Origin of the sequence: Aestuariibacter sp. A3R04, from assembly GCF_018860805.1 — a bacterium.
Classification (GTDB): domain Bacteria; phylum Pseudomonadota; class Gammaproteobacteria; order Enterobacterales; family Alteromonadaceae; genus Alteromonas.
This window is the reverse complement of sequence record NZ_JAHKQR010000011.1, coordinates 102,350-119,217: the sequence shown is the minus strand read 5'-3', so window position 1 is coordinate 119,217 and position 16,868 is coordinate 102,350. Positions and strand designations below refer to the sequence as shown.

Sequence of the window (16,868 nt, the reverse complement as noted above, 5' to 3'; positions counted from 1 at the left end):
TGCTTACACTTCCATGAGTTCTTTTTCTTTGTCTGCCAACATGGCATCCACTTTTTTGATGAAATCATTCGTAAGTGACTGAATGTTTTCTTCTGCTGCACGACTTTCGTCTTCGCTAATTTCCTTTTCTTTCAGGAGTTCTTTGACATCGCTGTTTGCGTCGCGACGGATATTGCGAATAGCCACCCGGCCCCCTTCCGCTTCGTTGCGCACTACGCGAATGAGATCCTTACGGCGTTCTTCTGTCAGCGGAGGCAATGGAATGCGAATAGCCGCGCCGGCACTCATTGGATTTAAGCCCAAATCAGACTGCATAATCGCCTTTTCAACAGCTTGAATAGCGCTCTTGTCGAACACGGTTAACGCCAGGGTTCGGCTGTCTTCAGCGACCACGTTGGCCACTTGTTTCAGCGGCGTGTCAACACCGTAGTAAGGTACCATAATGCCATCAAGCAAACTGGGATGCGCACGACCTGTACGAATTTTACTCAACTGGCTTTTCAATGCACTGATGCTCTTTTCCATACGCTCACGCGCATCTAATTCAATTTCATCAATCACAAATATATTCCTATTCTTTTTACTTAAAATTTTCGGGATGGTCGATTAGCGTGCCTTCCGTTTCACCCATCACTACACGCTTCAGGCAACCCGGTTTGTTCATGTTAAATACGCGAATCGGCAATCTGTGGTCACGGGCCAGTGTAAAGGCTGACAAGTCCATGACTTTGAGTTCTTTCTCAAGTACTTCTTGATAAGACAATTGAGGGTACATAGTGGCTTCAGGGTTTTTCACCGGATCATCACTATACACACCATCAACTTTGGTAGCTTTGAGCACCGCATCTGCTTCAATCTCGATACCGCGGAGACAGGCTGCTGAATCGGTAGTGAAAAACGGATTACCGGTACCGGCAGAAAAAATAACCACACGCCCGGATTTCAACAAGCTAATAGCTTCTGCCCAATTATAAGCATCACACACGCCATTCAACGGAATTGCCGACATCAGCCGGGCATTTACGTAGGCTCGGTGCAATGCATCCCGCATGGCCAAACCATTCATCACAGTGGCAAGCATCCCCATGTGGTCACCCACTACCCGGTTCATGCCCGCTTTCGCCAGACCTTCACCGCGAAACAAGTTTCCACCGCCAATGACCAGTCCAACTTGTACGCCCAACTCTACCAGTTCTTTAATTTCCTGGGCCATACGGTCCAGCACTTTCGGATCGATACCAAAGCCTTCGGCCCCCATTAGAGCCTCACCACTGAGTTTTAACAAAATACGACGATAGGCTGATTTTGGTGTGATACTCATTGTTTGAATAATCCTTCTGAATTCGGCTTGCCTCATATTTCGCCAGTGCCTGAAGCCACAAAAAATGAAGCAAATCGACTCTTTACGAATACGGGTGTGTTACGCGGTAAAATGCATACCCTGCTTATAAAAAAGCACCTCCGAAGAGGTGCTCTGTAGTGTATCCGACATTGGCCGAATGAAAAAGCGAAACGCTGAATTATTTCTTTGCCGCTTCCATTTGTGCAGCAACTTCTGCCGCGAAATCTTCAGATTTTTTCTCGATACCTTCACCAACTTCAAAACGGATGAAGTTGATAACATCAGCGCCTTTGCTCTTTAGCAATTCACCAACAGACATTGAAGGATCCTTAACGAAAGGCTGACCCGTCAGGCTGATTTCGCCAGTGAATTTCTTCATGCGGCCAGCAACCATCTTTTCAGCGATATCCGCAGGCTTGCCGGACTGGATAGCCAACTCAACCTGAATTTCTTTTTCTTTTTCAACAACTTCCGAAGGAACATCATCAGGCTTAACAAACTGAGGGCTCGCTGCAGCGACGTGCATTGCAACGTCTTTAGCCAGCTCTTCATCACCGCCATTGAGGATGGCAACTACACCAATTCGACCGCCGTGTACGTATGCACCTAAGTTGTCACCTTCCACGTTAATCACACGGCGAGGAGAAATGTTTTCACCAATTTTGGCAACTAAGTTGTCGCGAACCGTAGCGATTTTTACGCCGTCAATTTCTGCGTCGTTCAGTGCATCGATATCGTTGATGTTGTTTTCTGAAGCAACGGCCAGAATTTGATTGCCGAATCCCAGGAAACCTTCGTCACGAGCAACAAAGTCAGTTTCGCAGTTTACTTCCATCATGGTGGCGCGGTTGCCTTCAACCTTTGTCAGGATGACACCTTCAGCAGCGATACGGCCTGCTTTTTTGGCGGCTTTTGCCTGACCGGATTTACGCATATTTTCGATGGCCAGTTCGATGTCACCATCGGTCTCAACCAGCGCTTTTTTACAATCCATCATACCTGCGCCGGTACGCTCACGCAGTTCTTTAACAAGTGCTGCAGTCACTGCCATTTTTCAATTCCTCAGCATTAAACATTTAAAAAGGTAAAAGGGGCTATGGGCCCCTTCTAGAGATATTCGTTACTTTTGATGACAGTGGCATGTCATTGTCATCACCACTGTCATCAAACAGGTCTGATTATTCAGCCGCTTCTACGAAGTCGTCTTGTTCAGCCTGCACTTCCAGGTTGCTTTCGCGACCTTTGTTTACTGCATCAGCAGCTGCATCGAGATACAGTTGGATAGCACGAATTGCATCATCGTTACCTGGGATGATGAAATCAACGCCATCTGGGTTAGAGTTAGTATCTACAACACCAACGACAGGGATACCCAGGTTGCGAGCTTCAGTTACAGCAATGTGCTCGTGGTCAGCATCGATAACAAAAATCACGTCAGGCAAACCGCCCATGTTTTTGATACCGCCCAAGCTGCTTTCCAGCTTGTCCATTTCACGTTGCAACATCAGTGCTTCTTTTTTAGTCAGCTTCTCAAACGTGCCGTCTTGTGCTTGTTGCTCAAGCTCTTTCAGACGTTTGATCGATTGACGAACAGTTTTCCAGTTAGTCAACATACCGCCTAACCAGCGCTTGTTCACGTAAAACTGATCGCACTTCACTGCCGCGTCTTTAACAGCTTCACCCGCTGCACGCTTAGTGCCAACAAACAGGATTTTACCTTTCTTAGAAGCAACACCAGACAGGTAGCTCATTGCTTCGTTAAACAGCGGAACTGTTTTTTCCAGGTTAATGATATGAACCTTGTTACGCGCACCAAAGATGAAAGGCTTCATCTTAGGATTCCAGTAACGGGTTTGGTGACCGAAATGCACACCGGCTTTCAGCATGTCACGCATTGATACGTTAGCCATAATATTTTCCTCTTGGGGTTAGGCCTCCATATACCCCTTGCATCGATCCACGCAGCACTGAGTCTGGCAGACACCCCGATGACAAGTGTCGGTATATGTGTGTTATTTAAAGATTAATTTACGTTTAAACCGCAGGACAAAACCCGAAGGGTACATCAAGGGTTGCAAAACGCGGGCGCTTTATACCATAAGTGACGCTACAGCTCAAGTTTATCAGCCCTTTATTGAACGCGACTATACACTGCGCCTCTCAAACGTTAACATAGTCAATATTGTGCAGAGTGTGCAAAGTACGGCAATGGTTTTTATCCTTGCGGTATCAGTATTTGTACACACTGCGTATTCATAAAAGTTTCAGACTATCGAGGATACAGTGGCCGCAATCATCAAAACCGCTGAAGAAATTGAAAAAATGCGCGTAGCAGGAAAGCTTGCTGCCGAGGTGCTCACAATGATTACCCCCTATGTAAAAAAGGGCGTAACCACCGATGAGTTAAATACCCTTTGCCACGACTACATCGTCAATGTGCAAAATGCCATCCCGGCGCCGTTAAACTATGGTCACCCACCGTTCCCAAAATCTATTTGTACTTCTGTGAATCACTGTATATGCCACGGAATCCCATCGGATAAAAAACTCAAAGACGGCGATATCATCAATATCGATGTCACGGTAATTAAAGACGGTTATCACGGCGACACATCGAAAATGTTTATTGTTGGGAAACCCAGTATTCTCGCCGAAAGACTAGTGAGAGTGACTCAGGAATGCCTGTATAACGCCATCAAGCAAGTAAAACCTGGCATGCGACTGGGTGATATCGGTCACCTTTGTCAAACTCATGCAGAATCGCATAATTATTCCATTGTCAGGGAATATTGCGGCCATGGTATTGGGTCCAGTTTTCACGAAGAACCCCAGATAGTTCACTATGGCCGTCCAGGTACTGGAGAAGAGCTGGTACCCGGTATGTGCTTCACTATCGAGCCAATGGTTAACGCTGGTAAACGCTATTCTAAAGTGCTCCCGGACCAATGGACGGTTGTGACTAAAGACCGTAGTCTCAGTGCCCAGTGGGAGCACACCCTGCTGGTAACTGAAACCGGAGTTGAAGTACTGACGCTTCGAGAGGAAGAAGACCTCCCCCGAATTATCAGTCACTAGTTCGTCACGCAGGCAGATTATAATGCTGCCTGCTTTACCTCTCGCTATATCTTTTTCGACTATTTATTCACTTTTTATCACATATTTATTTTGCTGGAATAATGCCCTTATTGCTGATCCATGTTATTGTGCTAGGGTTTTTCCCCTTGTGCAGTTAAGAAGGCAAATTTTGAGTTTAGAAAGACTGATAGAACAAGCTGAAGACATTACTTCAGCACAAGACATTGCAGGAATTAAGCAATGCATTGCCAACAGCTATCAATGGCTGGCATCGTCTTTTGGCTCAGTAGCGGTAAGCCAGTTGGTACTTGGTCGGGCAAAATTTATCGATGCGTTGCTATCTCATATCTGGCAACTCATGAACCTTGATACCGTGCCCGGACTTGCGCTTTGCCCAGTGGGGGGATACGGCAGAGGCCATCTTCAGCCCTATTCAGATATCGACCTACTTATCGTTAGTAAAAAGCCGCTTGATAAGCCTACCCAGGAAAAAATTGGACAATTCATTACCTTACTTTGGGACATCAAGCTGGACGTGGGCCAATCTGTTCGTACAGTAAAGGAAACCCTACAACTGGCCAAGGAAGACATTACTATCGCCACAAATTTAGTAGAAAGTCGGTTACTCATTGGCGATCAGGCGGTTTTCGAAGAATTGTGGGAAAAACTCAACAGTAAAAAAGCCGTCTCTTCCAAAGACTTCTTTAAGGCAAAATACGACGAACAAAAAGCCCGCCATGCAAAATTCAATGGCACAGCTTATAACCTTGAACCCAACATCAAGGAAAATCCAGGTGGTTTGCGGGATATCCAGTCTATCGGTTGGGTAGCCAAAAAACACTTTAAAGAATATGACGGGTTTAACCTCGTCGGTCACGGTTACTTTACTGAAGAAGAGCATGGTGAGTTAATTGCCTGTCGTATGCACTTGTGGAAAATGCGCTTTGCACTTCATTTAACAGCGGGTCGCTCAGAAAACCGTTTGTTGTTCGATTATCAGCCCGATGTTGCAAAACGAATGGGCTATGGTGCTGACGGAAAATCCTCAGTAGAGAAGATGATGCGCGACTTCTTTCGCATTATCCGCAGGGTGTCCGAACTCAACAAAATGCTGTTACAGCGGTTCAAATACGACATGCTCAATCAGGGTATCAAACATGAAATGCCCGTGGATGAGAAGTTTCAGCTAACTGACGGTATGATTTCTCCCCTCAGTCAGAACGTATTTGATACCCCGGAAGCCATTCTTGATTTTCTAAAGGTAGTTGCAGATACCCCGTCAGTGGAAGGCCTCGATACCGACACTATACGGCAGTTGCGAAATGCGAGACGTCGTTTTGAAAACAGCTATTACGTTGAGCGCCCTGCTTGTCGTGAACGTCTCATGGCGCTGTTCCGTCACCCCCACTTTTTCGATTTTGCGTGGGATATCATGCACGAATACGGCATTATCGAGAGTTATCTTCCTGAGTGGGATAACATTGTGGGCATGATGCAGTTTGACCTGTTCCACGCGTACACTGTGGATGAGCATACCCATCGCGTAGTAAAAAACGTCAATCATTATTTTCAACCAGAAAATATCGAGTTTCCCCGCTGCGGTCGAATTGTACGCCATTTAGATAAACCCGAAATTATTTACATTGCCGCTGTCTTTCACGACATTGCCAAAGGCCGGGGAGGCGATCATTCCGAGCTCGGAGCAGTTGATGTTGCCAAATTCGGAAATCAACACGGTTTATCGGAAGCCGACACCGGTCTCATTACCTGGCTGGTGGAAAACCACTTGCTGATGTCTGTCGTGGCGCAGCGAAGAGACATCTACGACCCGGATGTAATCAATGAATTTGCCACCGTAGTGCGCAGCCATACCCATCTAAATCTGCTGTATGTACTTACCCTGGCAGACATACGAGCCACCAACGACAATCTCTGGAATGACTGGAAGTCCTCCCTGCTAAGGGAATTATACCTGATGACGCAAAAAGCCCTCGACAACGGTCTGCAATGTCAGGTCACCATGGATGAGCGGGTAAAGGAGCACAAGCAAACTGCAAAATTGATTCTAGACGCCCAGGGCATTAGCGAAGAGAAAGTGAAAACGTTATGGCATCGCCTTGAAGACGACTATTTTGCGCGTTTTAAACCCGCTCAAATTGCTTGGCATACCAAGGAAATTCTCGAGGGCACTTCTACAGTATTACAGGACAACCCTGACGCTTTAGTAGTGAAGGCTAACGACAACAGTGCCAAAGGTGGTACGGAGATCCTCATTTACGGACGCGACAGAAAAGCCCTCTTTGCCCAGGTTGCCTCCGTAATTGATAGTCGTAACTGTTCGATTCACGATGCACATGTAACGGTTACGCGCGATGGCTATGTCTTTGACAGCATTTTGGTATTAGAGAATGACGGGAGCCGTCTCAACTCAGAGAATCGCACTCGCAGCCTCGAACAGGCTATTGTTGAGCAACTGGCTAAACCCGGGCGCTCCCACGACAATAAACGAAAATTGCCCCGTCAGATGCGGCAATTAGATGTCCCCACTAAAGTGCGCTTCTTCACACTGAATGAAGACAGCACTTTGATTGAGCTTGAAGCCCTTGATGCACCGGGCATACTGGCCAAAATAGGTCATGCCTTCGTCGACGAACAAGCTGTACTAAAGCTGGCAAAAATTGCCACTATAGGTGAGAGAGCAGAAGATATTTTTATCGTCAGCAATGATGCTGGCAAAGCATTAACCCATGAACAACAGGTGAGTTTGAAAAAGCGCATCCTGTTTAAATTAGACCAACTTGAAGACATCAACATATCATGAATGATTTAAAAGCCATTATTGAAGACGCCTTTGAAAACCGCGATGCTTTGTCGCCTTCTTCTGCCCCGGATGAAGTAAGAAAGGCGGTTACAGAAGCGATAGATCATCTCAACAGCGGCAAGGCCAGGGTTGCGGAAAAGATCGCCGGTGAATGGGTTGTTCACCAATGGTTAAAAAAAGCAGTATTGTTATACTTTCGCTTGCATAATAACGACATTATCGATGGTGGAGAAACTCAGTATTTCGACAAAGTTCCGCTTAAATATACAGCTTACACTGCGGAGCAATTTGCTGCCGATGGCGTTCGCATTGTTCCGCCAGCCGCGGTTCGCACTGGTTCATACGTAGGAAAAAACGTGGTTGTAATGCCATCCTATGTCAATATTGGTGCATTTGTTGATGAGGGTACCATGGTTGACACTTGGGCTACTGTTGGCTCCTGTGCCCAAATTGGTAAAAACGTTCACCTATCCGGAGGTGTTGGCATTGGTGGCGTGCTTGAACCCTTGCAGGCAAATCCGACAATTATCGAAGACAACTGTTTTATAGGCGCGCGCTCGGAGATCGTTGAAGGCGTTATTGTCGAAGAAGGCGCAGTTATTTCTATGGGCGTTTATATTTCTCAAAGCACCCGCATTTACGATCGGGAAACTGGTGAAGTGACATACGGTCGTGTACCAGCTGGCTCTGTTGTCGTCTCTGGCTCTTTACCAAGTAAAGACGGTTCACACAGCCTTTATGCCGCAGTAATTGTGAAGAAAGTAGATGCGAAAACCCGTGCCAAAGTGGGTATCAATGCGCTGTTGCGCAGTGTTGAATGATCCCCTTGTTTGATTTTGCGAGCGCGAACATAGGTTCGCGCTTTTTGTTAAACTAGTCCGTGTTTTATCCCGTCGACAAATTCCACTACTGGTTTTTCCGGCTCAAAACATTCCATCGCATCAACCTCCAGTAGTTCCGCCAGCGCATCTCCCTGTAACTCAGTCAGCAGTTCAAACCACTGCTTGCCCGCTGCACAATAGGTTCCACCGTAACTACTGTCCCCTAGCCCAACCACAGCGAAGGGTTTGCGATTCAGCAACGGAAATTGAGCCTTTAAATCTAAAAACAACATTTCCAGATTCGGCGGAATGTCGCCTTGCCCGGTAGTAGAAGTTATCACCAACAGCGCATCGGCATCAGTGACAACACTCAACTGAGGGTCATCACACACTTCACAATCGATCCCCTCTTTTACCAACAATGCTTCCGCCATTTGTGCAGCGTGTTGCGCATTGCCATACACACTGCCCACTAATATCTTTACTCCAGCCATTTCTTCCTCATATGCTCTATATATTTATCTCGACAGAAAAGCGTTTTATATCAGCCAACAAACGAAGAAAATCCTCGTGTGGCTGTGTACTTACGGAAATCGCTTCGCCAGTTACCGGATGAGTAAAAGTCATACATGTACAGGACAAAGCCAGATGGCGAAACCCCAATTCCTCTCTGGCAAATTTGTTTTGCTTTCCATCCCCATGGGTCGTGTCGCCAATGATGGGATGACGCAAATGCACTAAATGCCTGCGCAACTGATGCTTGCGTCCGGTAAAAGGACGCAACTTCACCAGCGTATAACGCGCCTCCGAATAACGTCCGACAGAAAAGGGCAACCGGTAGTGTGCTGTAGCGCTGTACTCCGTCGTTGCTTCTTGTGGAGCGACGGGCTTAACCCGATGGGCATCGGCAAATTTATCTGCCTTAAAACGCAACGCATAATCTATGAATCCGGCCCCTTTCAACCAACCTCTTACCAATGCGGTATATTGTTTCTCAATTTGCTTGGCCATCATTGCTTGGCCCATTTTACTCGCCGTCTGACCGTCAAAAGCAAAAACGAGAATACCCGACGTTGGCCTGTCCAGCCTGTGAACCGGAAACACATGCCGCCCCACGACGTCTCTTAACTTCTGTACTGCAAATTCTGTTTCACGTTTATCAATTGGACTTCGGTGTACTAACAACCCAGGTGGTTTGTCCATAACAACCAAATAATCGTCTTGGTATAAAATACGAACGCTGTCGTCAATTTGTTCAGTGACAACATTCATTTCACGGTGCTTTTTGTAACAGTTTTATCCAGTTCCGCGAGCACCCGCATCAATGCAACATTGTCGCCGTGGTGAATTTCAGCCATAGGCAGCAATGCCATTGACGCGGGTAATGGCTGATTCTCCGCAACCAGTGTTCGCATTCGAGGAAGAAAAATAAACTGTAGCCACTGTTCAAACAACAATGTATCGCAAGCAAATGGCTGCTGACTGCTCAAAGCCTTTTCTTCCGGAGTCTTGTCTGACCACAGCTCACTCTTTTTTAACGTGTTTTCCAGGCGTTGTAACAACCCCTCGACCCGAACGTAGTTTCCCATACCGACTCAATACATTACGACTTTAGCTCACTATAATACCATGTCACTGAATGCTGTGGTCAAATACCACCGACCTCGTTATCATAGCGCTTTTTATCAGAAGTGAATGTAAAGAGATCATGTCAGGCAGGCAGCAGCACACTATTACTACTCTCAGTGAGTTTTTACTCCATGCAGGGACAAACTTTCAGTTTTTCGATCTCGGGCGCGGGGTTCACATAATGGAATCTCAAGCCTTCCTGGATTTAGAAAACGGCTTAACCCCCTGCCCCCGCCCTAGGCAGCAGCACGCATGGTTTGCCATTGTTTTTTGGTCAGGGAAGCCCGTTAAACAGCACTATATTTGGTTTGTGAAGTTCCCCGTAGACGAAAGAGGCCTTCTTGTCGTCGCTGCCCGCAATCACTTCTTGCAAATCATCATCGATGCATTGGGACAATCGGTGGAAGGCAGGCAGGCAGAAAAGCTACCCGACAACCCTTACTCTTTCATTCCAACACAATCTCAGATGGCCCAGTTCAGCGCCATCACGAAAGCGCATTTGTCTCTACCACTCAGCAGTGGTGTGTCAGCGGTAGCGCAATACGTAGCGGCACCTGCAATCACTGACTGGCGCCAACTCTCCATTCAAGCTGTGGCTGATTTTTCACTTTCCATGAGTACTGGGGAACACGACAACACGCTTCAACAAAACCTGACATCATTTCAGCCCGATTTTGCAAAAACACTTCTTGAAAGTTGCGAAAATGTGCCGCTAACAGCCACTTTCAAAGCGTTTCTAGGTCTTTTTATAAGGGAGCGCTTTGAGAAAGCACCAACCCTGACACTCGCGGCGTTGCGAGCTATGAGTTCCCACGAAAAAGATCCTGCGGTTCGGGATACTTTGAGTGACCTTTTAGCGCGCCCTCAGTTAGATATAGACACACTGAGTGTTATCGCAGGACGGCATTATGATCAATTAAGTTCAACGCAATTGGTGACGTTTTTCGAACACGCAGCCAGATTAGACGAAAGAGACGAATTTAACGGCAAATTATTTACTGGCTTCTTCTCTGACCTAGTACAAATTCCAGCAATAAGGGAACACGTGCTTGGAGTGCTGCGCTCGCCACATCGAAGTGAGCGCCTTGCCCGTGCATTTGGCCGCCTGTTCACCCAACATAGTGATAAACAATCATGACATTGGCAGAACTTTGCCTAACAATGCTGTTGGGGTTTATTGGTATTCAATTTTGGCGGATCAGAGGCATTTCTGAAGCGGCATATCAGCATATTAACCGCTATTGTGAAACCCACCAGTTGCAACTATTAACACTCGCAAGAAAATCAACCAAACTTACCTTCAAATACGGTAAGCCAGATTGGCATTCTGAGTTCCAGTTCGAGTTTTCCGGTAATGGTGAAGACAGGTATACCGGCGACATGGTCTTGGTAGGAAAGAAAGTACTGCGAACCCACTTGCCGCCATACCGAGTGTAATAACAACACCGCAATGTATTTGCAACCAAAGTAGCAATGTTCCCAGGGTAGATTGCGTTTAACGCAGGCACAAAAAAGCGGTGACAGACGTCACCGCTTTTTGTAAATTTTGAGCTTCCGTCTCAGCGTTCCTTTGCGACCTTTACCATCCAGATAAAAATCCCTATACGCCCCTTTCCGTCTTAATCCCGCATCATCCTGAGCGAGCTACCCGAATCCATGAGTAGATCCCTTTCCTTTTATCCCTTGTTAATCACACATCCCTACGTGTGATATTCCTCGCTCCTGAGGTTGTCCAGATGAGCCTTCCTGACTCTCGTCCCTTTCCCTTTATCCTGTGAACCACCCATCCCTGTTGTGGTAATCGCCAGTCCCGGCGTTGTCCTGATGCACCTCCGGTGCGTCCTATGCCCTTCAAACTGTCTCCCTGACAGTATGCTTCAATCCTGAAGTTGTCCTAATAGCCTACCTGGCCGTATCCCTTTTCCTTCGTCCTTTTTTATCAGCACCTCCTGCGCTGATATTCCAATCCTTTGGTTGTCCATTGGGCTTCCGTGCAAATCATCCTGACTCGTCGTGTATCCCTGTGACACGACTAATATTACTGAAGCTAAAATTTCCTGCGATACGCTTTTTTAAAAAAAGTTACTGAACTTCAGAATTGATTTTGCGTATTTTAAAAAAGTACAATTAAAACAATAACTTTATACTTTGGTATAATAAAAACTTCACAATACTTTGTAGAATATCTCACGCGTTTGTAAGACATGTCTTACAAAGCAATCTGAGGATTGCGCATCGGTGCAAACAGGTTTTACATCCATTCTGTAAAGTGATTGCCGATGAAAGGGGATCGCCTTAGATAATAGACGAGCAAAAAGTTCCACGTGTGGGTAATTCGTGCACCAATGCGTCTTTGCCGACAACTCGTCTAAGACAAGGGTTTAGGCTTAAACATAATATCACCGCTGACTTGCGATATCGTAAGACTGGTGATGTGCTGATACATGCCATCCTGGAAAAAGCGCTGGTACTTGGGCAGACTTATAAACACACCAACGCCTTCGCTGGCGTTGTCTTCATTAACGATACTGTCTATAGCATTCATGAGAATATGTCCCAGTCCCAAATGCTGATATGATGGGTGTACCGCGATAAAAGACACCATGTGATACGCATCCGCAGGCATACTATTGCGAATTTTCTCTTCTTTTTCTACCATGGCTTTGGTACTGAAATAACCTGCAGTTAATAGCATTTTCAAACGCCAGTGCCAAAACCGTCCACTTGAAAAGTCACTGTTGGGTTTAGTAAGGCATGTGACGGCGAGCAAACGGGTATTGTCAAACAAGCCAATCATAGGTTGCTCTGCTTCCCAAAACGCGTCGAGTTCTTCTCTGATAGCAGCGCGCAACCGTCCCTCGTATCCCTCTCTTTCAGCCTGGAAGATATCCATAAACAACGGGTCATCAAAATACGCGTTATACAGAATAGACGCCGCAACTTTAAGATCGTCTGCCGTAAGGAAAATGGCTTGAATATTTTCAGGCTTTACCCTTTCATCAGTTGCGTGATTCATTACGGTATCTCCCCAAGAAGTAAACTAAACAGTTTTAGTATTGCAGAAAAAAACAACTGTACACAATTCAAACCAAATTGTTAACACAAAGTTAACTTCACTCTTAGTTTAAGCTGAATACCTGGCTCGTCGGCAAAGCAGGAAAATAGAGAAAAAACAAACAGGCTCGCTATGAAAGCGAGCCTGGAGCAGGTATTGGTTAAAGATACTGGTAAGCGCTTTCGCCCCAGCCCACTAACATGCCGTCTCTGAATACTAAAGGCGTACATTCATCTTTAGTTGTCATACCATCGTCCATTTTCCGTTGTGTCCGGTAAAACAGAATGCGGTAAGCATGACCGTTTTTCTCCACCATTTCATTGAAATCGGCTACACCCATTTTCCGAACAACAGATTCATAGGTCATACTGTTTTCCAATTGCGCTACATGCTGACGATTGTTGTATTCGCGATCTTCCCAGTCAGACGAATAATGACTATCATCTCCTCCTACAGAGATAACACAACCTGACAGAGTCAGGGGAGCAAAAATAGCTAGGGCGAGAACGGCGTGTTTCATTATTGTTTCCTTTAATACAAAATTGTGTTTTCGTTTTTGACAGTGCAGTGATTTAATCAACTTTCAGACCAACTCTTAACTACATGATTTAAAATAAAAAAACAAAAAACCGATTGTATAAAAAACCTATTTAATAGTTAAAGCAACTATTATTTAGTTACCTTAACCAACTTGTTTTCTCTTAGCATTCTCCCTCAAACATGAGGTCAGTTACAGGAAATGTCATGTCAGACTCAGATATCATTCAAAAACTTGTCATGGTTTGTCATCAAATGGAAAGAGACGGACTAACGCCAAGTGTCGGGCTGTTGCGCAATAAAGCGCCATTTAAAGTATCGGTGACTCAGGCTATCGAAGCGGTAAAAAGCTTCAATGCCAGCCGCAAAAGACCAGTCGTAAACACAGACACTACTGAAAGCCCAAATAACCTAGCATTGCTGGAAAAACGCATCACACAGTTAGAAGCCGCAGTGCAGATCCTCGAGCAACGCTTAGCAGATAAACAGTAAATAGCGCAAAGGTGCCCAACTAACATCGGGCACCTTTGTCATATTCACATCGGATTGAGATCGGTTATAAACGTCGCCATATTTGGTGCCAACACACGTTCTGGCGTCTTCCCCACACGTTCCAGCACCACCTCGCCGGTACCATTATCCAGGGAGATGATATAGTCGTCATCCTGAGTAAGCGCAAAAAACAAGGTTGGCGATTGTTTAAGTCGTTGTTTCATAAGTACGTGTCCAATCAGGTTTTCTTGAAGTCGTCTAAAATCCTGCTCGCTGCAGACCTGCAGTAACTCACATTCTCCCTGATTGGCTATTGCAGGCAAGTGAAAGCTGTAGTAAGCGGAAAAATAGGCACTGAAATCAGGATGTATGTTTATTGAAAGGGCTGCAGACAAATCGTCGAATGTTCCCCTTGGCGACTGTCTTACCGGGCGCCACTTTACGGTTTCGCCATTTTTAGCCTGACTTTGATAACAGGGAGATGGCCAATCTTCATCGTAGTCAATTTCCAGCAATTTTGTTTTTTCTTGCGCTAATTTCAGGAATTTATTAAAAAATACATCTAAACTTTGTTCTACGGGAAGGGTCATTTATGGTGCCTTTTAGTTTACACTAGGAGTAATTATTCATTGAATCCGGCTAAAAAGGAATGTAAACAACCCTGTTTTTAAGGTTGCCAGCGACTATATGACAGATAAAACTACCTTCGAGGTTCCATCCCACCTCACGTTGGGAAAAACGGTTGACTATGAATCAACCTATAACCCTTTGCTGTTGCAAGCCGTGCCGCGGGCACTGAGCCGGGAGACCTTGTCCCTTACTGACGACAACCTCCCGTTTTCTGGAGAAGACATTTGGACTGGTTACGAGTTATCGTGGTTAAATACAAAAGGCAAGCCCCAGGTCGCTATTGTAGAGTGTCGTGTGCCGGTGACTTCACCCTCGCTCATTGAATCAAAGTCTTTTAAGTTATACCTTAATAGCTTCAATCAAAGCCCGTTTTCCTCTCCCGATGACGTAGAGAAAACACTGGCGACTGACCTTTCCCGGTGTGCTGGCAGTGAAGTAAAAGTCAGAATCGTTCTTCCCGAGGCATTTTCATCTTTGACCATGGCTGAATTAGCCGGCGACGTTATCGATGATCTCGATATTACCGTAGACAAATACACCCCGGACAGCAGCTTGCTTAAAGTGGGAACGAACACGGTAGAGGAAACGCTGGTCAGCCACTTGTTAAAATCCAACTGTCTTATCACTAGCCAGCCGGACTGGGCCAGTATTCAAATTCGCTATAAAGGGCCCAAAATTGAACGATCAGCCTTGCTGAAGTATCTTATTGGTTTTCGCCAACACAATGAATTTCACGAACAGTGCGTTGAGAGAATATTTTGTGATATTAACCGGCTTTGTTCACCGGAAAAATTGACCGTATTTGCCAGATACACCCGACGCGGCGGTCTGGACATCAACCCTTTTCGCTCAAACTTTGAGCATGCCGGTAGCAATGTTCGCGTTGCGCGACAATAGTACTTTTTCTGTTGATATTATTATCAGGAGCATCATGGACGCCAAACAAATAGCAGCGATATCAGGATTCAATGCGTTGCTTTCTTCTTTTATCATCCGGCTAAGCTCGTTTTACGAAGGCCTGTCTGCAGATACTGACAATGAACTGAAGAACCTTCGCAATCATTTGTCAGGTAAACCAGATTTCACTTTGGCTACGGTGAGTATCAACAAAATTCAAGGGCTTATTCAACACGCTGATATTTCGATAAAACAGCATTCACAACTGAGTATTAAAGCCATTGAAAAAACAGTAAAACAATATCAGCAAGCCTTTGCATCAGACTCTGTTATTCAAAAGCAGAGTGCCCAACTGCTCATGGCAGCTCAACAGCCCGTGTCGAATTTATTTGAATTGCAATCCTTGTGCATAAAAGCCATAACGCTATTTGGCTCAGTGACACCACAGCAGGTCGGTACCCAGAATAGCGCCGGAGAGTTAGCATCCACAGATAACGATGCATTACATGCCAAATTGTTTCGCGAAATTCAATCAGAACTTTCGCAACTTATTGACAGCTACGACGGCAAGCAACAAGCCGAAGCCCGCCTGACTGATCTCAAAAGCAAGCTTGTCACCCCGCTATCTGAAGAAGAATTACTAAAAACCTGTATTGTGATCATTCGAATGGTAGTAAGCGATGCAATGCAAGAAGCCTCGCTAAGCGGCAAAATGATTCACAGAATCCACCGTGCCCTGGGTGGATTCAGCAAAGATATCAGCAACAGTATCGCATCGTCTCAATCCGCATTTGAAGCGCGTAAAAAACGCGATGACGAGTTTGAAGATCACCTTCTTGATATGGAAGGTGCTTTGCGGCAATCAGATTCTCTGGAAAAACTAAAAACAGATGCCCAGGCAAATATTGCAGCACTGTCTACTGCGATTAAAAATAAAAAAGCCGAGGACAATGAAGATCAACAAGCGCTCATGACCCTGTTGAACGGTATGCAGCAACAAATGAGTGCACTGCAAAAGCAAACCCTGCTGTACCGCCGAAAACTCGCCGAACAGACAACGTTTAGTCACACCGACCCCTTGACCCGACTACCTAACCGGCTAGCCTACAACGAGCGCTTTGATAAGACTTTTTCTGCATCACAAGAAAACGGCAAGAATCTTGCGCTGGCGGTGGTGGATATTGATTATTTCAAGTCTATCAATGACCGCTTTGGTCATCAGGCAGGTGACAAAACGTTACAAGCCGTGGGGCAACACTTAAAAAAACAATTAATAGAAGACGAATTTATTGCACGTTGGGGAGGAGAAGAGTTTGTCATCATATTCCCCCAGGCCAATGCCGATAAACTTGCTGAACGCCTGGAAGCAATGCGCGACTCCCTCGCCCGCCTGCCCTTCAAATTCAAACAGGAAAAAGTAACAATTACCGCTTCCTTTGGCGGAACGTGGATGCGCGAAGATGACGAACAACACACGGTATTTGAACGTGCAGACCAGCTGTTATACAAAGCAAAAGAAAACGGCCGGAATCGCGTTGAAGTCAATTAACGCCACATGTTGGCACAGTC

18 protein-coding genes are annotated in these 16,868 nt (G+C 45.8%); 8 read left to right on the top strand and 10 right to left on the bottom strand.

Going from position 1 to position 16,868, the window contains the following annotated elements:
- Positions 1-3: 3 nt before the first annotated feature.
- The 4 genes from frr to rpsB all read right to left on the bottom strand — a co-directional run bounded on the left by frr (position 4) and on the right by rpsB (position 3,252).
- Positions 4-561, bottom strand: coding sequence for a ribosome recycling factor (gene frr, locus KO518_RS09885; RefSeq protein WP_216025690.1), 558 nt, complete (start codon positions 559-561; stop codon positions 4-6).
- Positions 562-580: 19 nt separating this feature from the next.
- On the bottom strand, positions 581-1,321 hold the full coding sequence (pyrH, locus tag KO518_RS09880; RefSeq protein ID WP_216025689.1) for a UMP kinase: 741 nt from the start codon (positions 1,319-1,321) through the stop codon (positions 581-583).
- Positions 1,322-1,520: 199 nt separating this feature from the next.
- The gene (gene tsf, locus KO518_RS09875) at positions 1,521-2,393 is read right to left on the bottom strand and encodes a translation elongation factor Ts (RefSeq protein ID WP_216025688.1); all 873 of its coding nucleotides are present in this window, start codon (positions 2,391-2,393) and stop codon (positions 1,521-1,523) included.
- 127 nt (positions 2,394-2,520) lie between these two features.
- Positions 2,521-3,252: a 30S ribosomal protein S2 gene (gene rpsB / locus KO518_RS09870; RefSeq protein WP_216025687.1), complete on the bottom strand. Its 732-nt coding sequence runs from the start codon at positions 3,250-3,252 to the stop codon at positions 2,521-2,523.
- A gap of 373 nt (positions 3,253-3,625) precedes the next feature.
- Here rpsB and map point away from each other — a divergent pair, with 373 nt between their 5' ends.
- The 3 genes from map to dapD all read left to right on the top strand — a co-directional run bounded on the left by map (position 3,626) and on the right by dapD (position 8,059).
- Positions 3,626-4,417, top strand: coding sequence for a type I methionyl aminopeptidase (gene map, locus KO518_RS09865; RefSeq protein ID WP_216025686.1), 792 nt, complete (start codon positions 3,626-3,628; stop codon positions 4,415-4,417).
- 169 nt (positions 4,418-4,586) lie between these two features.
- Complete coding sequence (gene glnD, locus KO518_RS09860; RefSeq protein WP_216025685.1) at positions 4,587-7,238, top strand: [protein-PII] uridylyltransferase; 2,652 nt, start codon at positions 4,587-4,589, stop codon at positions 7,236-7,238.
- Positions 7,235-8,059: a 2,3,4,5-tetrahydropyridine-2,6-dicarboxylate N-succinyltransferase gene (gene dapD, locus KO518_RS09855; protein WP_216025684.1), complete on the top strand. Its 825-nt coding sequence runs from the start codon at positions 7,235-7,237 to the stop codon at positions 8,057-8,059. The genes glnD and dapD overlap by 4 nt, the downstream gene beginning before the upstream one ends.
- A gap of 47 nt (positions 8,060-8,106) precedes the next feature.
- Here dapD and KO518_RS09850 read toward each other — a convergent pair whose 3' ends face one another.
- The 3 genes from KO518_RS09850 to KO518_RS09840 are packed head-to-tail and all read right to left on the bottom strand — an operon-like array spanning position 8,107 to position 9,648.
- Entirely contained in the window at positions 8,107-8,553 is a 447-nt protein-coding gene (locus KO518_RS09850; RefSeq protein WP_216025683.1) for a flavodoxin domain-containing protein, read from the bottom strand.
- A gap of 16 nt (positions 8,554-8,569) precedes the next feature.
- Positions 8,570-9,331, bottom strand: a complete 762-nt coding sequence (locus tag KO518_RS09845) for a pseudouridine synthase (protein WP_216025682.1) — start codon at positions 9,329-9,331, stop codon at positions 8,570-8,572.
- Positions 9,328-9,648 (bottom strand): YqcC family protein, encoded by a 321-nt coding sequence (locus KO518_RS09840; RefSeq protein ID WP_216025681.1) that lies wholly within the window; start codon positions 9,646-9,648, stop codon positions 9,328-9,330. The genes KO518_RS09845 and KO518_RS09840 overlap by 4 nt, the downstream gene beginning before the upstream one ends.
- Before the next feature lie 50 nt (positions 9,649-9,698).
- On the opposite strand from KO518_RS09840, the gene KO518_RS09835 reads away from it, so the two are divergent.
- Positions 9,699-10,826, top strand: a complete 1,128-nt coding sequence (locus KO518_RS09835; RefSeq protein WP_216025680.1) for a DUF3549 family protein — start codon at positions 9,699-9,701, stop codon at positions 10,824-10,826.
- Complete coding sequence (locus KO518_RS09830) at positions 10,823-11,125, top strand: DUF3301 domain-containing protein (protein WP_216025679.1); 303 nt, start codon at positions 10,823-10,825, stop codon at positions 11,123-11,125. Before KO518_RS09835 ends, KO518_RS09830 begins: the two co-directional genes overlap by 4 nt.
- 931 nt (positions 11,126-12,056) lie before the next feature.
- Here the strand turns inward: KO518_RS09830 and KO518_RS09825 are convergent.
- Positions 12,057-12,704, bottom strand: a complete 648-nt coding sequence (locus KO518_RS09825) for a GNAT family N-acetyltransferase (RefSeq protein ID WP_216025678.1) — start codon at positions 12,702-12,704, stop codon at positions 12,057-12,059.
- Positions 12,705-12,903: 199 nt separating this feature from the next.
- Complete coding sequence (locus KO518_RS09820; RefSeq protein ID WP_216025677.1) at positions 12,904-13,263, bottom strand: DUF3192 domain-containing protein; 360 nt, start codon at positions 13,261-13,263, stop codon at positions 12,904-12,906.
- Between the two features lie 224 nt (positions 13,264-13,487).
- On the opposite strand from KO518_RS09820, the gene KO518_RS09815 reads away from it, so the two are divergent.
- Positions 13,488-13,772 carry a hypothetical protein gene (locus KO518_RS09815; protein ID WP_216025676.1) on the top strand — a complete coding sequence of 95 codons (285 nt, stop codon included), beginning with the start codon at positions 13,488-13,490 and terminating at the stop codon, positions 13,770-13,772.
- A gap of 44 nt (positions 13,773-13,816) precedes the next feature.
- On the opposite strand, the gene syd is transcribed toward KO518_RS09815, so the two are convergent.
- Positions 13,817-14,362 carry a SecY-interacting protein gene (syd, locus tag KO518_RS09810; protein WP_216025675.1) on the bottom strand — a complete coding sequence of 182 codons (546 nt, stop codon included), beginning with the start codon at positions 14,360-14,362 and terminating at the stop codon, positions 13,817-13,819.
- A gap of 97 nt (positions 14,363-14,459) precedes the next feature.
- Between syd and queF the strand changes: the two genes are divergently transcribed.
- Both queF and KO518_RS09800 read left to right on the top strand, forming a co-directional pair.
- Positions 14,460-15,299, top strand: a complete 840-nt coding sequence (queF, locus tag KO518_RS09805) for an NADPH-dependent 7-cyano-7-deazaguanine reductase QueF (RefSeq protein WP_216025674.1) — start codon at positions 14,460-14,462, stop codon at positions 15,297-15,299.
- 34 nt (positions 15,300-15,333) lie between these two features.
- Positions 15,334-16,848: a GGDEF domain-containing protein gene (locus tag KO518_RS09800; RefSeq protein WP_216025673.1), complete on the top strand. Its 1,515-nt coding sequence runs from the start codon at positions 15,334-15,336 to the stop codon at positions 16,846-16,848.
- Positions 16,849-16,868 lie beyond the last annotated feature (20 nt).